The organism is Allokutzneria multivorans, from assembly GCF_039537405.1.
GTDB classification, from domain to species: Bacteria; Actinomycetota; Actinomycetes; order Mycobacteriales; family Pseudonocardiaceae; genus Allokutzneria; species Allokutzneria multivorans.
Map to the genome: position 1 here is coordinate 347,984 of NZ_BAABAL010000018.1, position 20,773 is coordinate 368,756.

Genomic DNA, 20,773 nt, shown 5'->3' on the forward strand with positions numbered 1-20,773 from the left:
GCCTCGCGCCCCCGCCCATCCGGGCCGCTGGGTGCTCTTCACGCGCTGCGGCCCCAGCCCCCGAACGTCGGAAACCGCCGCCAGCACGCCGGTTTGGGGCGGTTGGCGACGGTTTCCGGTGGGGTTCGCGGGTCGTGAAGACCGGCGAACTCAGGCTGAGTGCCTGGAGAGGGCCGCCGCGAGGCCTGTGCGGCCGGGAACGGCGAGCTTGCGGTAGGAGTTCGTGAGGTGCTTCTCCACCGCGCGCAGGCTCACGCCCAGTTCGTCGGCGATCTCCTGGTTGGTGCCACCAGCCGCGGCCATTCCGGCGACGCGCAGCTCGGTCTTGGTGAGCGCGGCGTGGTGCGGGCCGGCCACGACGACCGGGGTGGAAGGGGATTCGGGGGCGGCCAGCTCGGTCAGCGGCCCGGCCTCGCACGCCTGCGCGAGCGCACGGCTTTCGCGCAGCAGGCGGTCGGCCGAGGTGGGGTCCCCGCGCTCTTGGAGCCGAGAACCCAACTGCGCCAACGCTTTCGCCAGCTCCAACCGATCGCACGAGGTGCGCAGCAGGTCCACCGCGTCGGTCAGCAACTCGACCCCGCGAGCGCCTCCGTGCAGGCTGGCCTGTGCGCGCAGTGCACGACCGGCGGCGGCCGGAGCGCCCCACGCCAGCGCTCGCGCGCTCTCCTCCTCGATCAGCTCGGCGGCCGCGGCCGGATCACCGGCCTGGCGCTGCACCGCCGCCGCCCACCCGCGCCACGGGTAGACCGCCGGGTTGTGCCAGCCAGCGCGCTCCAACCACTGCCCCGCGTCGAGCAGGTACTCCAACGCCGCGTGCGGTTCGCCGTCGGCCGCGCGCACCAAGCCGGTCAGCAGCTGGTGCATCGCGTGGTGGGAAACGCCGTACTGCGTTCGCCCGGCGCGGTCGCCGTTGCGGTCGAGCAACCACCGCGCCAGCTCGGCGTCGTTGGTGTCCATGGCGATCGAGGTCAGCGCCGAGGACGCGAGCGTGGTCGCCTCCACCCACTCCGCGTCGACCAGCTCCAACGCCTCGATGCCGCGCGCACGGGCCTTGCCGACGTTGCCGGAGCACAGCAGCACCAAGGCCTGCTCGGCGTAGATCCACGTGCTGCCAACGGTTGCCTTCTGCCGCTGCGCCTGCTCCAACGCGATGTCCAGCCACGACGACACGACCTTCACCGAGTCCGCCGCGGCGAGCGTGCTGACCAGCAACGGCAGCGCGGTGTGCACGTGCGAGGCGGTCGCGGGCTCGCGCTCCAGGACGCGGTTGGCGCGCTGGACGATCTCGGACGCGGGCAGCTTCTGGCTCATCATCGCGGCGTAGAGCAGCACCGCCAGCAGCTCGCGCTCCGATCCGGTGCTCGTGCCGGGGTCGGGCCCCATCGCGAGCAGCCGGTCAACCGCTTCGGCCAGCTGCGCCGGGTCCTCCTGGCCGGTGTAGCGGAGCCGGGCTTCCAGGCGCAGGGCCAGTTCGCGCTCCGGACCGGCGAGGCTGTCGGGGTCGCCGAGCTCGGCGGCCACCTGCCGGACCAGGTCACCGACGGGCAGCGGCGCGGCGTTGAGCACCGACGGCGCGATCCGCACCACGGCTGCCGCGCGGTCCTTGGCGGTGCTGAGCAGCGGAACGGCTTGGGAGATGTGGCGAACCGACGCGGGCGGGTCGAAACCGCGCTCCGCGGTCGCGAGATCGACTAGAAGCATCGCGCGGTCTTCGCCGTCGGAGGAGGAGTCCACCAGTGCTCGGCGCAGGTAGCGGGCCGCGACCTCGGGAGCGCCCCGGCGCAGCGCGGTGTGCGCGGCCGAGCGAAGCACCTCGATCGCCCAGCTGTCCTGCGGGGCGGTCACGGCGAGCAGGTGCGCGGCGACCTGCTCGGCCGGATAACCGCAGCCGTGCAACAACTTCGCCGCGCTGATGTGCACCCGCGCGCGCTCTTCGACGGTCATCGACTCCTCGACCGCGTCCTGCACGGTGAGGTGGATGTAGCGCGGGATCGGCCCCGGCGCGAGCAACCCGAGCCGGTCGAGCACGCGCACGGCCTCGGTGCAGCCGACGGAGTCCAGCCGGGCCAACCGCCCGATCAGTTCGAGGTCGGCGTGCTCGCCGAGCAGCGCCATCGCGTTGGCGAACTGCCGGATCGGCCGGGGCTGCGAGCGCAGGCAGGCGACGAGGCGGTCGCGGAACATCGATGGGCCGAGCATCCTGGCGTTCTCGATCTCCGAGGTGATCGGGCGGCGCCTGCCGACCACCATGTTGAGCAGGATCGACATGAGGAACATCGGGTTGCCACCGGCGATCTCGTGCACCGCGGCGACGAAGTCCGCGTCGCCCGCCTCGCCGAACTGCTCGCGGACCAGCTCGTTGATCGCGCCGTGGCTCAGCGGTCGCGGGCGCAGCGTGCGCGTCGCCGAGCCGGTGATCTCGGTGATCAGCGGCTGCTCGGAGCGCGGGTCGCCCTCGCGGACGCTGACCACCACGGTCACCGGCAGCCGGTCCAGTCGCTTGGCGAGGTAGCCGAACCACCGCAGCGACGGGGCGTCGACCCACTGGAGGTCATCGACCAGGATCAGCAGCGGGTGGTCGGCGCTCATGTTCGCGGCCAGGGCTTGCAGCCCCTGCAACACCGCCTGCGCGACGGCGGCGGGCGCACGGCCCTCGGTCGGCGGGCTGTCGTCGGCGAAGGCGAGCCTGGCGAACCCGGCCGCGTGGTCCAGCCAGCGCTCCCGGACGGGCGCGGGCGCGGCGGCCAGCGCGGGCTCGAAGAGCTGGCGCACCACGCCGAAGGCGAAGTCCTGCTCCAGCACCGCGCCGCTGGCCTGCACGACCTTGGCGGGCGCCTGCCCACCGCGCACGGCGGGCGCCGCCAGCTCGGCCAGCCCGTGCATCAGCTCGGTCTTGCCGTTGCCCAGCGGGCCCGTGACGACCAGCAGCGAGCCGTTGCCCGCCCCTGCACGCCGCAGCGCCCCGGCGACCACGCTCAGCTCGGACTCCCGCTCCAGCAACACGGCGGCTACTCCCCCCTGCCCCGGTGGCCGAGCTCGGCCACCAGCTCTCCCCGGCCGGACAGGCCGAGCTTGCGATAGACCCGGTTCAGGTTCAGCTCGACGGCGCGCCTGCTCAGCGCCAGTTCCTCGGCGATCTCGGAGTTGGAGTGACCGCGCGCGGCGAACTCGGCGGCGCGGCGCTCCACCTCGCTCAGCACGGTCAGCTCGGGGCGGCGCCCGGAGAGCTGCTCGAACACGGCGTCGCCGAGCAGCCCGCTCGCCTCTTCCAGCAGCGCCGCCGCCTTCTCCGTCCTGGCGTCGGCGAGCACGTGCGCCGAGGCCAGCAACGTGCTGCCGAGGAACGTCGGCTCGCCCCACGTCCTGGCGTGCACGCGCTCCTCGGCGAGCAGGCGCTCCGCCTCCTCCTGCTCGCCGTAGGCGTGCAGGGCGAGCGCGGCGGTGGAGCGCCACGGGATCACGGCCGGGTTGCCGACGCGGTGGTGCAGCAGGCGCCGCCCGCACTCCCGCAGGTGCACCACAGCCGCCTTCGGATCACCGAGGGCGAGCTGGACCTTGGCGCGGGCGAACAGGAAGTGGCACCACGCGATGCCTTCGGTGGCCCCGATCGGCAGGGCCGAGGCGAAGCTGCTCAGCGCACGACCCGCGGCTTCGGGATCGCCCTGTTCCAGGTGGACGGCGGCCTGCACGGCCACGACGGCGGGGGCGAGGAGGGGCCGCCACTCGGGCAACGGCAGCTGCCGGAACGCCTCGGCGAGATCGCGCTCGGCGTCCTTGCCCCTGCTCATCCGCAGGCACAGCCCCGCGCGCATCGCCAGCACCGACGCCAGCACCATGCTCACGCCGACCCGACGGGCCTCGATCAGGACCTGGTCGAGCCCGGCGAGGCCTTCCGCCCAGTCACGGGTGAGGCCGAGGGCTCGGGCCGCCGCCATCCTCGGGCAGATCAGCACACCTCCGCCGGAGTTCGGCCGCAGCGCCACCCGGGCCGACGCGCGCACGCGCTCCAAGCCCGTGCCGTTGAGCGCCTCCCGCCACGCGAGCACCCCCGCCTGCGCGGAATCCGTTGTCACACGGTCGTTTTCGCTGCATGTGGGCGTAGCACCTCCGGGGGCGAAAGGCTCTTCCTCCGCGCCGTCGACGATCTCGGTGAGCCGGTACAGGGCGGTCAGCGCACGCGCGTGCGGCTGGCCGGTGCGGCGCAGCGCGCTCACGAGATGCCTGCGCGCCACGCCCACTTCGCCGCCCGCGAGCAGCAGATCGGCCGCTGCCAGGCGGTACTCCGCGACCTCGGGACCACCAGGCCCGCTGATCACCTCGCCCAGCAGGCGCGCGCCCGCGACCGGCTTCGGGCCGAGCTCCGCCGTGGCCAGCTCGATCATCAGCCGCGCCCGCGCGGGCTCGCTCAGCGGTTCCTTCAACGCGCGCTGGAGGAACTGCGCGGCCTGCGCGGGACGAGCGCCGTAGCGGTCCCTCGCCGCCGCGCGGCTCAACAGGTCGGCGGCCCACGGCTGACCGACCGGGGACGCACCGAGCAGCATGCCCGCCACGTCGCGGTCCGGGATCGCCGAGCGGTGCCCCAACTCGGCGGCGGCCGCGTGCAGCTCGGCGCGCTGGCGCTCCGGCATCGTGGACAGCACCCGCGACGCGGTCACCGCATCGGTCAGCTCGGGCTCGTCCCCCGGCCGCACGAGGCCGACGCCCTCCAGCCGGGCCAGCGCCTCGGACTCCGGCATCGTGCGGAGCCCGGCCAGCGAGCACACCAGCCGGAAGTCCAGCCGCGACCCGCACACCGCGAGCGCGCGCAGCAGGCCGACGAGTTCCTCCGGCAGCACTCCGATCAGCCGCGCGACCCGGTCGCCCAGCTCGGTTCCGGCCGTCTCGCGAAGCTCGCGCAGGTGCTCCGTGGTCGGGGCCAGCCCGGCGCGCGCGAACTGCCGCATCACCGCGCGCACCAACCACACCTGGCCTTCGGTGACCCGCAGCAGCGCCCGGCTGAAGTCCTCGTCCAGCGGCCCGGGGCAGGCGGTGGCCAGCAGCATGTTCACCCCGGCCTGCGTCAACGGGCGCGGCCGGAGCAGGTGCGCGCTCGCACCGGAACGCGGAGCGGCCAGCTCGGTGATCGCGGGCAGACCGATCGGACGGCAGCCGTCGTTGCCCGCGACGACCAGCAGCAGCGGCACCTCGCGCAGCCGCCGGGCCAGCGCGCGCAGCCACCGCGCCGAGCTCGGGTCGGACCAGTGCGCGTCGTCGACCACCACCAGCAGCGGCTCGCGGCGGGCCAGGCCGAGGAACTCCCGGCACAGCGCGGGAAGCACCTCGGACTCGCGCTCGGACTCCGCCCACCGCACGTCCGTCCACACTGGACAGTCATGGGCCGGGAACGCCGCGAGCAGCTGGGACACCACGCCGTAGCGCAGCTCGGACTCCGTGCGCGAACCCCGGGCGGAGCAGACCCGGATCCCGGCGGCCTCGGCGAGCGCGATCGTCCTGCGCACCAACGCCGTCCGGCCGGCGCCGGGGCGGCTCTCGATCACCACGAGCGCCGAGCGGCCGAGCGAGAGCCCGGTGACCGAGCGGCTCAGCAGGTCGAGCTCGGTTCCCCGGTCCACCAGCAGGTCCAGCTCGTCCTCGTCGCGCCAGCCGCGGCGCCCGATCGCGCGCTCCGCCACGGCCCTCACGCCGTGCCCTTCTCCGAGGCCGGGGTCAGGGCGAGCGCGCCGGGCAGCTCCGCGCGGCGGCTGAGCCCGAGCTTGCGGTAGACGTTGGTCAGGTGCACCTCGACGGTGCGGACCGTGACGAACAGGGACTCGGCGATCTCGCGGTTGCTGTTGCCCTCGGCGGCCATCACCGCGACCCGGCGCTCACTGCCGGTGAGCCCGTCGATCGGTGAGCGGATCTCCTTGCGCAGCCGCCCTCCCGCGAACACCAGCAGCCTGCCCGCCTCGTTGGCCAGCACCTGCGAGCCGCACCGCGTGGCCAGGTCGAGCGCCCCGCGCAGGTGCTCGCGCGCACCCTTCGCCTCGTCGGCGCACAGCGACGCCTGCCCGAGCTTGCACAGCGCGTGCGCGTGGTCGAGCCGGGCCGGGGTCGCGGAGAGCACCTCCACCGCCTCGCTCAGCACCCGCACCGCGCGCCGAGGCTCGGCGAGCACTCCCTCCGCGAGAAGGCCGAGGCCGACTCCGCGCAGGGTTCCCCACTGTTGAGCCAAGTCCTGGGCACGCTCGACGATCTCGCCTGCCTGGGATTGCCGTCCCTGCTCCGCGCGGATGTACGCGACGTCGATCCACCACCGCGCGTACAGCGGGTTGGTGATGCCCGAGTCCTCCAGGATCGCGCCGCAGCGGAACAGGTGGTCGAGCGCGCCGTCCAGATCACCGCGCCGCCAGTGCAGCTTCGCGGCGGCCATCAGGTAGTGCGGGCCCTCCCAGATGAGGTCGTCGATGCGATCGGTGCGCACATGCGCCAACGCCGCCTCGGCCTCGTCCAGCTCGGCGCGCTCCAGGTGCGAGACGGCCAGTCCCACCCACGGCACCATGCCCGCGTTCTCCCACGGCTCCTGAACGAACACCGCGTGCGCCGTGTGGATGTCGGCGTTGAACTCCGCCAGATCCCCGACGCTGTGGTGCAACAGCGCGCGGCTGGCCAAGGTCATGCAGTAGGACCACAGGTTCGCGTGCTCGCGGCTGTCCTCCAGCACCGAGCCGAACGCCGCGAGCGACTCGTCGGTCTTGTCGGCCATCTGGAGGGTGAACGCGGCGTTGAGCACTGCCCAGGTCGGAAGCGCCCCGGTAGGACCGCGCAGCGCCCGCCGCGCCAGGTCCACCACGTGCTCCACGGGCTTGCACTCCACGGCGGCGAGCGAGGAGGCCATCGCCAGCACCTCGCGCTCGGCGGGCGTCTCGCCCTGCGGCAGCGGCATCGTGCGGGCCAGCTCGCGCAGCACCGGCATCGTGGTCTTCTCGTCGGAGCCGACGAAGAGCAGCGCGGCCCACAAGCGCGTGCGCAGGTCGGCATCGGCGGCGGTGGGCTCGGGCCCGATCGCCTCGCCCAGCTCCGCCAGGACGTCGCTCAACATGGCCGTCGCCTCGGGCGCCTTCTGCATGGCGAGCGCGGTGAGGCCGTAGTGCACGGCCACCTCGGCGCGCTGCCGCACGTCCGTGCTCAGGCTCAGCACGCGGCCCAATTGGTCAAGCGCGCCAACAGGATCTGTGTGCGCGAGGCAGCGTGCGAGCTGCGCGCGAACCGGGATCTGCGCGGCGGGCTCGAGGTGCTTCAGCGCGCGGGTCAGGTAGCTCGCGGCCGCGTCCGGCGCGCCCCGCTGTTCGGCCTGCGCGGCGGCGTCGGTGAGCACGCCGAGCATCCACGGCTCGGGCAGGCCCTCCAGCAGCATCAGCTGGTTGGCGACCTCCTCGGCGGGCCGCCCGGCGTCGTTGAGCAGGCGCGCTGCTCGCATGCGCAGCCGGTCCACCTGCTTGGCGGGGGTCGCGGCGAGCACGGCCGCGCGCACCTCGTCGTGCACGAAGTCCAGCTCGCCCGGACGCAGGACCTCGTTGCGCCGCAAGGCTTCCGTGCACACGCCCACCATCCGCGTCTGCACCCCGGCCAGCATGCTCACGACGTCGGCGCCGCCCTCCGGTACCGCTCCGCCGAGCACCGCGACCGCCAGCGCCACGGCGCGCGCCTGCTCCGGCAGCCCCGCGAGGCGCAGCAGCACCGAGGAGGCCAGCACGTCCCTGCCGACCTCCCGCGCCCTCGCGACGGCGGCGTCATCGGGGAAAGCGCCATCCCGGCGCAGCTCGGTGAAGAGCCTCGCGGTGAGCAAAGGATTACCGCCGGAAACCTCCACGCACGCACGGAGGAAAGCGGGCGTGGGCCGGGCGCCGAGCATGTTCCCGGCGAGGTCGGCGATCTCCTCGGGGCTCAGCGGCCCGAGGTCTGTCGAGGTGCAGCGCGAGTGCGTGAGCAGCGCGCCCAGCCCGGCGCTGCCGGCCCCCCTGTGCGCGAGGACGACGAGCAACGGCAGGTCGTCGGCCCGGCGCAGCAGGAAGTCCAGCCAGTGCAGCGAGCGCTCGTCGCACCAGTGCGCGTTGTCCAGCACCAGGACCAACGGCGCCTCGGCGGCGAGGTTGACCACCAACCAGTACAGCCCGTGCAGCACGCGGTAGGACGGGCTGTCACTGAGGTCGTCCGCCGCGACGTTCTCGGTCAGCACAGGCAGTGCCCAGCGCGCGCTCGCGGTCAGCCTGGGGTCGTCCTCGCCGGTGATGCCGAGCGGGGCGAACAGTGCGCGGACCGCGCCGTAGCCGACCCCGCTGGTGACCTCGCGGCAGTCGGCGCGCAGCACGGTGGCGCGGTGTTCGAGTGCGAGACCGGGCAGCAGGCCCTCGATCAGGCGGGTCTTGCCGATCCCGGCGGGCCCGCGCAGCACGACCGCCTGCGAACGCCCGGACAGCGCCGATCGGGCACGAGCGGTCAGCGCGGCGACCTCCGAGGAGCGGCCGACGATGGGCGAGGGGCGCACCGGCCGCCCACCGTCGCGCTCGTCGTCCTCCACCACGCGGGCCAGCTCCCTTCCACCACGGCGGCACCCCCGAGGTGAGAGCGCTACCACGGGGAAGAGACTACCCAGTCCGATCAGCCGGGCGAGCCTTCCGACACGGCCCACTTGAAGAGAATGACATTTAACGCAAACCCCACGGAACACTCTCCGAGAACGGCCCGAACCACGGTTTTCCCTGGTGGCTTCACCCGGCGACGGGACCACTCCGGCACATCAGCGGACCTTAAAGAACAGCGATGATTAACGAACTCTGATGTGGCCCGATGAGTCGACGTCCACCCATCGGCTGACAGGGCGGCGCGGCAACCGGAGCAGGGATGCCGCAGCGTGCCGCGGGGGCAGGCGATCATGGCAGGTGACCGGCCGGGGAACGGCGCGGGCGCCGCACAACTGGGGAGATCCCCCGAACGGAGCGAGACGCGGATCACCCTCATGCTCAGACACACCCGGCGGCCAGAGTCAAGTGATCCGGAAAAAGAAGGAGTACGAAAAAGGGCTCCGCTTCATTACCGACGCGTTCGGTAACTCCGCTGACTAACGTGCATGACATTTGTCCCGGTTCAATGTCGGACAACCGGCACGCATTCCGCACCCGGACCCGAAGCGGGCACGGCACCCGCCTGATCGGGTCCGCGCAACCGATACCACCGCCCGAAACCACACCGCTGGCGGGCGAGGCTGGAAAGCGCCTTCCCGCCAGCGGGGCCCGGTCTGGCCCGAACGGGCAGATCAGAGCCACTCGCGGGCAGCCGCGAGACCGTCGGCGGTGATCTGGTGACCGCCCGGGTGCAGGCTCCGGGCGACCGACGCCCCGCGCTCGGCGAGCAGTCCGGCGAGCCGGTCCGCCGAGGCCAGCGGCGCCATCGGGTCGCGCTGCCCGTTGGCCAGGAACACGCGGCTGTCCGAGAGGTCGAGCAGTGGTGGATCAGGCAACGGCGTCATTCCCGCGAACAACACGGCCTCGCGCAAGGCGTCCGGGCGCACGAGGGTCACGGCGGCGGCGATGTTGGCGCCGTTGGAGAAACCGACCGCGACGATCCGCCGCTCCCCCAAGCCGTAACGCTCGCGGGCTCCGACCACGAAGTCCGCCAGCTGATGGGCGCGCACGAGCACGTCCTCGAAGTCGAACACGCCTTCGGCCAGTCGGCGGAACCACCGCGCCATCCCGTTCTCCGTCACCGGCCCAGCGGGGGCGAGCGTCGCCGACCCCGGGCTCAGGTGATCGACGAGGCCGAGCAGGTCGTCCGGCCCGCCGCCCGTGCCGTGCAGCAGCAACAACACGGGCAGCGCCGGGTCGCCCTCGATGAAACGGTGCTCCAACTCGCTCACGCCGTCACCTCAGGGTTGTTCTCCTTCGGCAGGTCCAGAACGGGCAGCATCGCTTCGATCTGCTCGCGCTTGGGCTCCAGCCACGGCGGCAGCTTCAGCGCGCGGCCCAGCTCCAGCAGCGGCTCGTCGATGTCGAAGCCGCCGGTGTCGGTGGCGACCTCGAGCAGGGTGCCGCCGGGCTCGCGGAAGTAGATGGAGCGGAAGTACTGGCGGTCCATGATCGAGGTGACGTTCACGCCCTTGTCGATCAGTTCTTCGCGCCAGGACACCTGCGTCTGCTCGTCGGGCACGCGCCACGCCACGTGGTGCACGGTCCCGGCGGCGGTCAGCCCGCGCGGCGCGTTGGGCGTGACCAGCACGTCCACCAGCGCCCCGGCGCCGCCGTCACCCGCCTCGAAGCGCAGCCGGTTCTCGTCCTGGTGCACGAAGCGCAGGCCGAGGTCGTTGGTCAGCATCGCGGCCGTCGCGTCCTCCTTCGTCACCGAGAGCGTCACCGAGTGCAGGCCGCGGATCGCGTGCTGCGCGGGGACGAGCGCGGTGTCCCACGGGTCGCGCGGATCGCCCTGCGGGTGCGCCACCAGCGCCAGCGCCAGGCCGTCGGGGTCGCGGAAGGTCAGCGTGTCCTCGTTGTCGCTGTTGCGAACGCGGCCGACGTCGACGCCCGTGGCTTCCAGGTGCTGCTTCCACCAGCCGATCGAGGACTCCGGCACGGAGAAGGCGGTGGTGCTGGCCTGCCCGGTGCCGATGCGGCCCTGCGGCGCGTCCGGCCATGGGAAGAAGGTCATCAGCGAGCCCGGCTTGCCCGAGGAGTCGCCGTAGTAGAGGTGGTAGGCGCCGTTGTCGTCGAAGTTGACCGTGGTCTTCACCAGGCGCAGCCCCAGCGTGCGCAGGTAGAAGTCCACGTTGCGGTTGGGATCGCCGCCGATGGCCGTCACGTGGTGCAGGCCGCTGGTGCTGATCGTCATGACTCCTCCTCGGACGTGATGCCGCAGACGCTAGCCCCGATTTATCTTCCGCGCAAGATGTATGCCCAGAAGATACCGTGGGCTAGGCTGTCGCCATGACGCCGCCGCCGCACGCACCGCCCGCCCAGCTGGACTCCGACGACGACGTCGTCACGCTGTGGGGGCTGGTCATCGAGGGCTACCTGGCCACCCACCAGGGACTGATGGACGAGATCGCCGAGCGCTTCGGCCTCGCCCCCGCCCCGTTCGACATCCTGCTGCGGCTCGTGCGCTCGCCGGAGCGGCGGATGCCGATGACCCGCCTCGCCCACGAGGCGGCGCTGACCAGCGGCGGCTTCACCAAGGTGGCCGACCGCATGGTCGCGGCCGACCTGATCCGAAGAGAGCCGTGCGAGACCGACCGCCGCGTGATCTACGCGGCGCTCACCGACCACGGCACCGAGATGGCCGACAAGGCGCGCGCCGCGTGCGCGGAGATCCTGCGCCGCCGCGTGCTCGCTCCCCTGGGCCCCGAAGCGGCAGCCGGCCTCGCGGAGACGATGCGCGCGTTGCGCGCGGCGAACGGGAAGTAGCGCCCGTGAGTGTCGATTTCGGCGGTCGCCGATCGACGCTCTTGTATGGGGAGCAAGCTCGCTGAGCACATCAGGCAGGTCGCGGTGGCGATCGGTCCGGTCGTGTCCGGCCTGCCTGATCAGCTCTGGTGGGTCGAGGCGTTCATCGAGCTGATGACCGAGGCGAGCGAGCTCCTGCTACACCGTTTCCGGCTCCGTGCGGAACGTCCGCCGGTACGCCACGGGCGAGATGCCCAGCGCCTCGCGCAGGTGCTGCCGCAAGGACGTTCCCGTCGCGAAGCCGACCCGTCCGGCGATCTGCTCCACGGAGAGATCGCTGGCCTCCAGCAGCTCCCGCGCCCGCGACACCCGCTGTTGGATCAGCCATCGCCCCGGGCTCACCCCGACCTCGTCGCGAAAGCGCCGGGCGAAGGTGCGCAGGCTCATCCGCGCGTGCCCCGCGAGGTCCGACTGCGTCAACGGCAGGTGCAGCCGCTCCAGCGCCCACTGCCGGGTGGCCGCCGTGCTCGTCATCGCGGGGTCCGGCACCGGCTGGTCGATGAACTGCGCCTGGCCGCCGTCGCGCATCGGCGGGACCACGCACTTGCGAGCCACATCGTTGGCGATCTTGCTGCCGTGGTCGCGGCGCACGAGGTGCAGGCACACGTCCACCCCCGAGGCCGCGCCCGCCGAGGTGAGCACGTCCCCGTCGTCCACGAACAGCACGTCCTGGTCCAGGCGCACGGTCGGGAACTTCTTCCGGAACAGCTCGGTCTGGCACCAGTGCGTGGTGGCAGGGCGGCCGTCGAGCAGGCCCATCCCGGCGAGCAGGAAGGCCCCGGTGCAGATCGACACGATCCTTGTGCCAGGCCGAATTCGCGCGAACGCCGCCACCACCGACTCCGGGACGCCACCCGCGACCAACTCCAGGTCGAAGGGCGGGATCACCACCGTGTCGGCCGACTCCAACGCCTCCGGGCCGTGCTCGACAGCGATCGTGAAGTCCGCGTTCGCACGCACCGGGAGCCCGTCGACAGTGCACGTGGTGACCGCATAGCGCTCCGGTAGCGCGCCGAAGATCCGTCGGGGCATGCCCAGCTCGAAGGGGTACACGCCGTCCAGCGCCAGCACGGTGACCTGATGATGCGCGACCTGATGCATGGCACGATCATATCGAAGAGTGGCCTTCGTGCCATTTCGCATGGTGTCACTCGGCGACAGAATCGTGGTCATGAGCGACAACACGATGCGTGCGATCAGCCAGAACACCCTTGGTGGCCCTGAGGTTCTGGCCGAGGTCGAGCTGCCGAAGCCGACCCCGGGCCCGAGCGAACTGCTCGTCCGCGTGCACGCCGCCGGCCTGAACCCGACCGACTGGAAGCACCGCGCCAACGGCGGCTGGCTCGGCGAGCCCCCGTTCGTCCTGGGCTGGGACGTCTCCGGCGTCGTGGAGGCGGTCGGCGTCGGCGTCACCCTGTTCAAGCCCGGCGACGAGGTGTTCGGCATGCTGCCCTACCCGCACGGCGCGGGTTCCTTCGCCGAGTACGTCACCGCTCCCGCGCGGGCCTTCGCCGCCAAGCCCGCCTCGCTCGACCACGTCGAGGCCGCCGCCGTGCCGCTCGCCGCGCTCACGGCCTGGCAGGCGCTCGTGGACACCGCCGGGCTGCGCTCCGGCCAGCGCGTGTTGATCCACGCGGCGGCCGGTGGGGTCGGGCACTTCGCCGTGCAGATCGCGAAATCCCTTGGCGCGCATGTGATCGCCACGGCCAGTGCGGGCAAGCACGCGCTGCTGCGCTCGCTCGGCGCGGACGAGGTGATCGACTACCACGAGACCGACTTCGCCTCGGTGGTGCGCGATGTGGACGTGGTGCTCGACCCGCTCGCCGGGGACGTCGCGCTGCGGTCGCTGAGCACCCTGCGCAAGGACGGCATCCTCGTCACCATCCTGCCGATCGGCCAGGACGCCCTGATCGCCGAGGCCGCGCGCGCCGGGGTCCGCGCGGTGCCGATGCTCGTCGAGGCCGACCACGCCGGGATGCGCGCGATCGCGGCTCTCGTGGAGAAGGGCGAGCTGCGCCCCGTCGTCGCGGAGAGCTTCCCGCTCGCCGACGCCGCCAAGGCGCACGCTGTGGGCGAAACCGGCCGCACAGCGGGAAAACTCGTGCTCGTCATCCGGTGATTCACGGTTGCTGAAATAGCCTCCTTCGTTGCCGGTCCCCCGGGATAGCGTGCCGTCCGCGCCGGGTGGACCGGCAACGACACGAGGGGAACGGGCATGCGCCGCACTGGCCCTGTTGAAATCGGCACTGTCCTATTAGGTCTGATCTTGCTGCTCACGCCGGGGATGGCCAGCGCCGCCCCGACGAAGGCCGCCGAGCGCGCTCCGGTCAGCTCCTACGAGTTCGTCAGTCAGGCCGGGGACTACGTCGGCGGTGGGGCGACCCGCGCCTACACCGCGCCGAAGGACAAGATCAGGCTCTCCGGCAACGCGGAGAGCCTGACGCTGAACGCGGACTCCGCCGACGGCAAGGAGTGGTGGAGCGTCCAGATCGCGGCTCCGCGCGGCCAGCGGCTCCAGCCGGGCTTCTACCGCGACGCCGAGCGCGCGTCGTTCCGCACCGGCCGGGCACCCGGGCTGGACGTCGGCGGCACCGGTCGCGGCTGCAACCAGGTGTGGGGTGAGTTCGCGGTCGACCAGATCGAGACCGACGCCTCGGGCGCGGTGACCGTCTTCGAGGCCACCTTCACCCAGAACTGCGAGGGCCCGAACGCCCCCGCGCTCAAGGGAACCGTGCGCTGGCAGGCGTTCCCGCTGTCCTACAAGTACGTCAGCGACGAGGGCGACTACATCGGCGGCGGGCAGACGAAGAGCTACCGCGGCGCCAACACCGTGTTCACCGTCGGCGAGTCCTTCAACGGCGCCATCACCCTCGGCGTCTCCGGGCAGCGCGACGGCTGGAACGTCGAGTTCGCACCGCCGAAGGGCCAGAAGCTCGCCGTCGGCACCTACACCAACGCCAAGCGGTACCCGTTCAACGACGGCTCCCCCGGGCTCAACGTGAGCGGCAACGGACGCGGCTGCAACGAGCTGAGCGGCTCCTTCACGATCACCGAGCTGGTCACCGGCACCGACGGCAAGGTCAAGGCGTTCTCCGCGACCTACGAGCAGTTCTGCGAGCGCGGGACCGCCGCACTGCGCGGCACCGTGCACGCCTTCGCGTAGCGCTGAAGCCCCTCCGCAAGATCGTTTTCCGGCGATAGCCTCGCGCGCGCCGGACACGACGACGGAGGGACGGACATGCGCCGCACGGGCACTGTCCTCATGGGACTGACGGTGGTCGCGAGCATCGCGGCCGGCGGGACCGCGACCGCGACCCCCGTCAGTTCTTACGAGTTCGCCAGCACGAAGGGCGACTCCATCGGCGAGGGCGCCAGCGGTTCCTACCGCGCTCCGGTGGACAAGTTCCGCATCACCGGTTCCTCGGAGTTCCTCACCGTCACGGTGGACACCCCCACCGGCGCGTGGTGGGTCGTGGATCTCGCAGCGGCACGCGGGCAGCGACTGCGCCCCGGTGTCTACCTCGGCGCCCAACGCGCGCCGTTCCGCGAAGGCGAAGCGCCCGGCCTGGCCGTCTCCAACACCGGCCGCGGCTGCAACAGGGTGTGGGGTGAGTTCGAGATCCTCCGCATCGAGGAGAACACGCAGGGCGCGGTGACGGAGCTGGAGGCGACCTTCACCCAGCACTGCGAGTCGCCCACCGCTCCCCCGCTCAAGGGCACCCTCCACTACCACGCCTGAGTTCCGCCGGTCTTCACGTAGGGTGCGGTCTCGTCTACGTGGTGGAGATCGGCGATGAGAGTGGTCGAGGGCCTCTGGGAGGCCGGGCGGATGCCGGGTCGCGACGGGCTGTACCGGCCCGACGACACGGCCTTGGAACTGCACGTCGAGGGTCCGGGGGCGTACCGCCCGGACGCCGGGCAGCCGATCCCCTTCCGCATCGGAGGGCCGTTCGACGTGCCTGAGGCCATCGAGGAGCACGGCGTCGACGAGGTCGACACCAACTTCGAGAGCCCGCTGCCGGACGGCTCGGGTCAGCTGTCCGGCGGGGGCGGCGGGATGGGCAACATCGGCTACCTCGCACGCCTCGGCGCTGACGGCTCGTTGCGGTGGATCGCGATGATGTTCCACTCCAACCCGTTCGTCGGCGTGCACTTCGACGGCGTGCGCGCCGTTTTCACCAACGACTGGGGAAACCGGCTCACGCTCGACCTTGAAAGCCCTGCGTTCAGGGGGCTGTGAGGAGCTCGCCCTTGGCCGTGCGGCGGTAGACGACGCGTCGGCCCACGCGGTCGCCGGTGATCAGCTCGGCGTCGCGGAGCACGGCCAGGTGTCCGCCGACGGTTCCCAGGGACAAGCCGAGTTGTGCGGCGAGTTCACTGCTGGTCGCGGGCTCCCCCAGTTCGCGCAGGATGGTGGCGCGGTTGTCCCCGATCAGCCGGTCCAAGGCGTCCTCGACCGGCGGGCGTTCGGGCTCGGCGCGGCCCCGCGCGGGGTAGACGAGCGCGTGCCGGTCCGGCGGCGCCTCGCACAGCCACGTGCCGTTCGGAGCGCTGGTCGGCACGAAGAGCATTCCCTCGTCACCGACCACGCGGTCAGGCGCTTCCCGGTCGCTGAAGCGGATCGCGTCGACTCCGACCCATGCGCTGCGCTTGCTCATCCGGTCGAGCGCCCTGGGCCAGCCGTAGGCGGCGAGCAGTCCCGCGCGGTAGGTGACGTCGCGCTCCAGCAACGCCTTGCGGCGCGGCCAGTCCGGGAGCACGTGCTCGTGCCACGCCGCGTCGAGCAGCTCAGCCGTCCGGGGCGCGAAGTCCTTGCCGGACAACCACTTCAGGTCGTGATGCCGCCAGCTGTGCTCGACGGAGACCCTCAGCTGGCCCGCCACGTCCTCGTCGGCGAACGCGGCGACCTCGGGCAGCTCGTCGGCGAGCGCGGTGCTCATGCCCCCGCGCGGCGGGATCACCACGTGGTCGGGGAACCACTTCGTGGAGCCCAGCAGCCGGACGAGGCCCTTCGCGAACGGGTCCGCCTCCAGTCGAGCGGTGAGCACGGGGTGGTGACGGGCGTGCCAGTCGGCGATCCACGGATCGGAGCACGGCGCGGCGAGCGCGAGGACCGCGCCCACCGTCTCCGCGAGCGGCGACAGGGCGAACCGGGACCGGGACAGCGCCATCGCGCTCAACCGCAGCAACGCCATTGCTTTCGCCTCCACGCGAAAGAATAGTGGGCGCTGCGGGGGCTCCGCAGACTCGCCCGGTGTCTTCTCCCCTGATCACCCGGTCCGGTTTCCAGTGGTTCTTCGCCGGGCAGCTCGTGTCGTTGCTCGGCAACGCGATGGCCCCGGTCGCGCTCGCCTTCGCGGTCCTCGACGCCTCGAAGAACACCACGGCCTCCGGCGACCTCGGCATCGTGCTCGCCGCGAACATGGTGCCGCTGCTGGGTTTCCTGCTCGTGGGCGGAGCCGTGGCCGACCGCGTGTCGCGCCGCACCGTGCTCGTGGTGTCCAACCTCGGCTGCGGGATCACCCAGGGCGCCGTCGCCGCGGTCCTGCTCGCCGACGCCTACGACCTGACCGCGCTCGCGGCGCTCGCCTTCGCCAACGGCGTGCTGATGGCCTTCACCACGCCCGCGCTGCGCGGCATCGTGCCGGAGCTGGTCGAGCCGGATCGCCTGCGCCAGGCCAACGCCCTGCTCGGCTCGGCCCGCAACGCCGCCAAGATCGTCGGCCCGAGCCTGTCCGGAGTGCTCGTCGTGGCGGTCGGCGGCGGCCCCGCGATCGCCTTCGACGCGCTGAGCTTCCTGGTCGCGGCGGGCTGCCTGACCCGGCTCCCGCGCCTGACCACGCCCGCCCCGGCCAAGGCGACGAGCATCCTCGCCGACGTGCGCGAGGGTTGGACGACCTTCCGGAGCATCCCGTGGGTGTGGCAGGTCGCGCTCGCGTTCTGCGTGGTGAACCTGGTGAACACCGGAACCTGGCAGATCCTGGGCCCGGAGCTGACGCGCCAGCTCAGCAGCGAGGCCGCGTGGGGGCTCGTGCTCAGCGCGCGCGGTGCCGGCATGCTCGTGATGAGCACGCTGATGTACCGCTTCGCCACCCGCTACCTGCTGCGCTGGGGTTCGGTGCTGAGTGCGCTCGGCGCGCTGCCGCTGATCGCGCTCGGCACCGGGGCGGGCGTGAGCTGGCTGGTCGTGGCCGCGTTCGTGGGCGGGCTCGGTTCCTCGGCGGCGGCGATCAGCTGGGAGACCTCGCTCCAGGAGCACGTGCCGTCGGAGTCCCTGTCGCGGGTCTCCGCCTACGACGCGCTGCTGTCCTACGTCGCGATCCCGTTCGGTCAGCTCTCCGTCGGACCGGCGACGGAGGCCTTCGGGGGCTCAGCGGTGGCGACCGGCGCGGGGATCGTCTTCGCCGTCGCCGTGCTGCTGCCCCTGGCCTCCGCCTCCGTCCGACGGCTACCGCACGAGGTCAGCCGTGCGGGTTGAACGGGATGCCGGAGGGCTTGGCGCGCTCCAGCTGCCCGGTGAAGGAGCTGTCCTTGAGGCCGAAGTTGGCACTGCCGAAGTCGGCCTGCACCAGGCGGTCGCGGATGCCCGCCGGGTAGTGGTCCCAGCCCACCAGCGGCGGGTACTGCCACGCGCCCTTGTGGTTCTCCGGCGGCTCGGTCGCGCTCGCGTGCCGGAAGGCGTGCGTGAGGACGCCGTCCTTGTGGTAGACGATCTTCGCGTGCGTGCCCTCCCACGCGACCTGGTTCGCCGGGCGGGTCGTGTAGTTGCCGTGCGCGGAGGTGGAGACGTGGCGCGCGGCGTTGTCCTGCACCCACACCACGACGTGCTCGATGTCGTGCCGGTGCCCGCTCTCGATCAGCGGGACGGCCTGGTCCTTCTCGAAGTACAGGTCGTACATGTACGCGCACCAGCCGTTGTTGCACTTGGCGCGTGAGTAGGTGTTGGTGTTGTCCAGGTCCGAGGCGTCGCGGCAGTTGCCGTTGAGCGCCCCGCTCGGCTTCAGCCCGGGGTTGAGCGTGCCGTCGCGCCCGATCGCCGGCGTCGGGTAGCAGCCGTCGCCGTCGTAGTCGAAGGCCGGTTGCCAGCGCAGCTCGTCGGCGGTCGCCGCGCCGGGCAGCGCCCTCGGCGGCTCGGCGTTCGCCGTTCCCGGGAGCACCACCGCCAGCAGCACCGCCGTGGCCACCGCGGCCCACCAGCGTCTCCCGCGTTGCTCGTGCATGCGTGGACCTCTCTTCGGCAGGGTCGGCGGCGACCCCGTCGACAATGCCTGCCCGCGGCGGTCGGTTGAACCTCCTTTCGGCGTCTCTTGCGCGAACATCAGAAACTCGCGCTGGGACGATCGCCGCAACGCCTCTGGTGAACCCCGCCGCTACCTCCGCGACACGGCGTGCTCACGGGCCGGGTGGCACCACTCGGGGCTGGTCGATGAGCCACCGCCAGCTGCCGTCGGGCTGGCGGCGCGCGACCTCGGCGGTGGCGTTGCCTTCGGTCAGCACCGTCGAGGTGAGCGCGAGGTTTCCCTTGCGCAGCGCGGGACGCACGGTGCCGGGGGTGAACTGCCGCCCCTCGGCGAGCAGGCTCGCGTAGAACTCGCGGATGTGCGCGGAGCCCTGCACCTGCCCACCACCGGCAACGGCGAGCACGGCATCGGGTTCGTAGAGCGCCACCAGGCCCTCGACGTCGCCGGAGTTGGCTCGCTCGACGAAGAGCCTGGCCAGGTCCTCGGGTTCGCGGGCGCGCTCAGACATGGACGACGGCCTCGCCCGTGTGCTCGCCCCGCTTGAGCAGCGCGGAGATCGCGGCGCCCAGCGTCAGCGCGACACCGGCGACGGTGAACGCCAGCGACATGCCGTCGACGAAGGTGACGTTGCTGGCGTGCTTGATCGCCTCGGCGAGCGCGGGGGCGGTGCCCTCCGGGATCACCGCTCCGCCTTGCGCCACAACGGTTTGCCACTCGGCGACCTGGGTCGCGGTCGGCGCGGGCGCTCCGGCCGCGGTGAGCTGGGCCGCGAGGTTGCCGCCGACCTGGCCGGACACCACGGCGCCCAGGATCGCGGTGCCGAGCGAGCCGCCGAGCTGGAGCAGGGTCTGCTGCATGCCGCTGGCCACCCCGGCGAGGCTGACCGGCGCGTTGCCGATCACCGCGTCGGTGGCGCCGACCATGACCACGCCGAGCCCGGCGCCGAGCAGCGTCAGCCACAGCGGAAGCAGCCCGGTGCCGCCGTCGACGCCCAGGGTCGACATGCCGAACATCGCGATCGCCGAGGAGACCAGCCCGCCCAGGATCGGCCAGCGCAGGCCGAAGCGGTCGAACAGGCGGCTGGCCAGCGGCGGCCCCACGGCCAGCAGCGCGGTCAGCGGCAGCAGCTGGAGCCCGGTCTCCAACGCGGACAGCCCGTGCACGCCCTGCACGTAGAAGGTCAGGAAGAACATCGAGCCGAACATCGCCAGCGCCATGACCAGCATCACCACGGTGCCCACGGACACCGGCACCGAGCGGAACAGGCTCATCGGCATCAGCGGCTCCGGCGCGCGCAGCTGCCAGAGCACGAAGGCCACGCCGAAGGCCAGCCCGACCAGGCCGGGGACCAGGGTCGCCGAGGAGGTCCAGCCGTGCTCCGGGGCGAGCACCAGCGCCAGCACCACGCCGAAGGTGGAGATGGTCAGCAGCGCCACGCCGAGCAGGTCGAAGGACGAGGACTGGTCGGTCGGCCGGTTCGCCGGGAGGAAGCGCACGGCCAGCGCCACCGCGACCACGCCGACCGGCAGGTTCACGAAGAACGCCGCCTGCCAGCCCAGGGTGGACACCAGCAGGCCGCCGACGATCGGACCGGCGGCGGCCGAGGTGCCGATCAGGCCGGAGAAGACACCGAGCGCGCGGTTGAGCAGGTGCCCGGGGAAGGCCGCGCGCAGCATGCCGAGCGAGGCGGGCATCAGCGCGGCGCCGAACACGCCCTGCACCACGCGGAAGCCGATCAGCATGCCGGTTCCCGACGACAGGCCGATCGCCACCGAGGACAGCGTGAACCCGGCGACGCCGACCAGGTAGAGCTTGCGGTGACCGAGCCGGTCGGCGAGCTTGCCCGCCGTGATCAGGCAGACGGCGAGGCCGAGCAGGTAACCGTGGGTGACCCACTGGAGCTCGGCGAGGGTCGCGCCGAGGCTGGCGCCGATGGCCGGGTTGGCCACGGCGACGATGGTGCCGTCGAGCGCGACCATCATGATGCCGAACGCGATCACCACCAGGCTGCGCCACGGCTTCTCGTGCGGCGTGGGCATCGCGTCGGTTGTCGGCGCTGTACTG

The 20,773-nt window shown here is 72.3% G+C and carries 16 protein-coding genes; 6 read left to right on the forward strand and 10 right to left on the reverse strand.

The features are described from left to right. Positions 1-150 precede the first annotated feature (150 nt). The 5 genes from ABD798_RS25710 to ABD798_RS25730 all read right to left on the reverse strand — a co-directional run bounded on the left by ABD798_RS25710 (position 151) and on the right by ABD798_RS25730 (position 10,857). Complete coding sequence (locus ABD798_RS25710) at positions 151-3,003, reverse strand: helix-turn-helix transcriptional regulator (RefSeq protein ID WP_344879714.1); 2,853 nt, start codon at positions 3,001-3,003, stop codon at positions 151-153. A 5-nt stretch (positions 3,004-3,008) separates the two neighbouring features. Beyond that, on the reverse strand, positions 3,009-5,681 hold the full coding sequence (locus ABD798_RS25715) for an AAA family ATPase (protein WP_344879717.1): 2,673 nt from the start codon (positions 5,679-5,681) through the stop codon (positions 3,009-3,011). Further along, on the reverse strand, positions 5,678-8,614 hold the full coding sequence (locus ABD798_RS25720; protein WP_344879721.1) for an ATP-binding protein: 2,937 nt from the start codon (positions 8,612-8,614) through the stop codon (positions 5,678-5,680). The genes ABD798_RS25715 and ABD798_RS25720 overlap by 4 nt, the downstream gene beginning before the upstream one ends. Positions 8,615-9,292: 678 nt before the next feature. Continuing rightward, positions 9,293-9,892, reverse strand: a complete 600-nt coding sequence (locus tag ABD798_RS25725) for an alpha/beta hydrolase (RefSeq protein ID WP_344879724.1) — start codon at positions 9,890-9,892, stop codon at positions 9,293-9,295. After that, positions 9,889-10,857, reverse strand: coding sequence for a ring-cleaving dioxygenase (locus ABD798_RS25730; RefSeq protein ID WP_344879727.1), 969 nt, complete (start codon positions 10,855-10,857; stop codon positions 9,889-9,891). Before ABD798_RS25730 ends, ABD798_RS25725 begins: the two co-directional genes overlap by 4 nt. Positions 10,858-10,952: 95 nt before the next feature. Between ABD798_RS25730 and ABD798_RS25735 the strand changes: the two genes are divergently transcribed. Continuing rightward, complete coding sequence (locus ABD798_RS25735) at positions 10,953-11,429, forward strand: MarR family winged helix-turn-helix transcriptional regulator (protein ID WP_344879729.1); 477 nt, start codon at positions 10,953-10,955, stop codon at positions 11,427-11,429. Positions 11,430-11,606: 177 nt separating this feature from the next. On the opposite strand, the gene ABD798_RS25740 is transcribed toward ABD798_RS25735, so the two are convergent. After that, positions 11,607-12,569 carry a GlxA family transcriptional regulator gene (locus ABD798_RS25740; protein WP_344879732.1) on the reverse strand — a complete coding sequence of 321 codons (963 nt, stop codon included), beginning with the start codon at positions 12,567-12,569 and terminating at the stop codon, positions 11,607-11,609. An 85-nt stretch (positions 12,570-12,654) separates the two neighbouring features. Between ABD798_RS25740 and ABD798_RS25745 the strand changes: the two genes are divergently transcribed. The 4 genes from ABD798_RS25745 to ABD798_RS25760 all read left to right on the forward strand — a co-directional run bounded on the left by ABD798_RS25745 (position 12,655) and on the right by ABD798_RS25760 (position 15,708). Further along, a complete protein-coding gene (locus tag ABD798_RS25745; protein WP_344880977.1) occupies positions 12,655-13,587 on the forward strand; it encodes an NADP-dependent oxidoreductase in 933 nt (310 codons plus the stop codon). A 96-nt stretch (positions 13,588-13,683) separates the two neighbouring features. Then, a complete protein-coding gene (locus ABD798_RS25750; protein ID WP_344879735.1) occupies positions 13,684-14,631 on the forward strand; it encodes a hypothetical protein in 948 nt (315 codons plus the stop codon). A gap of 75 nt (positions 14,632-14,706) precedes the next feature. Beyond that, positions 14,707-15,207, forward strand: coding sequence for a hypothetical protein (locus tag ABD798_RS25755; protein WP_344879738.1), 501 nt, complete (start codon positions 14,707-14,709; stop codon positions 15,205-15,207). Between the two features lie 54 nt (positions 15,208-15,261). Continuing rightward, positions 15,262-15,708, forward strand: a complete 447-nt coding sequence (locus tag ABD798_RS25760) for a hypothetical protein (protein ID WP_344879742.1) — start codon at positions 15,262-15,264, stop codon at positions 15,706-15,708. On the opposite strand, the gene ABD798_RS25765 is transcribed toward ABD798_RS25760, so the two are convergent. After that, the gene (locus tag ABD798_RS25765; protein WP_344879745.1) at positions 15,695-16,678 is read right to left on the reverse strand and encodes an ArsR/SmtB family transcription factor; all 984 of its coding nucleotides are present in this window, start codon (positions 16,676-16,678) and stop codon (positions 15,695-15,697) included. The genes ABD798_RS25760 and ABD798_RS25765 overlap by 14 nt on opposite strands. 44 nt (positions 16,679-16,722) lie before the next feature. Between ABD798_RS25765 and ABD798_RS25770 the strand changes: the two genes are divergently transcribed. Further along, positions 16,723-17,946 (forward strand): MFS transporter, encoded by a 1,224-nt coding sequence (locus tag ABD798_RS25770; protein WP_344879748.1) that lies wholly within the window; start codon positions 16,723-16,725, stop codon positions 17,944-17,946. On the opposite strand, the gene ABD798_RS25775 is transcribed toward ABD798_RS25770, so the two are convergent. From ABD798_RS25775 to ABD798_RS25785, 3 genes are all read right to left on the reverse strand, one after another. Continuing rightward, complete coding sequence (locus ABD798_RS25775) at positions 17,930-18,688, reverse strand: NPP1 family protein (protein WP_344879751.1); 759 nt, start codon at positions 18,686-18,688, stop codon at positions 17,930-17,932. The genes ABD798_RS25770 and ABD798_RS25775 overlap by 17 nt on opposite strands. Positions 18,689-18,860: 172 nt before the next feature. After that, a complete protein-coding gene (locus ABD798_RS25780) occupies positions 18,861-19,217 on the reverse strand; it encodes a YybH family protein (protein WP_344879754.1) in 357 nt (118 codons plus the stop codon). Next, entirely contained in the window at positions 19,210-20,748 is a 1,539-nt protein-coding gene (locus ABD798_RS25785) for a DHA2 family efflux MFS transporter permease subunit (RefSeq protein WP_344879757.1), read from the reverse strand. The genes ABD798_RS25780 and ABD798_RS25785 overlap by 8 nt, the downstream gene beginning before the upstream one ends. Positions 20,749-20,773 lie beyond the last annotated feature (25 nt).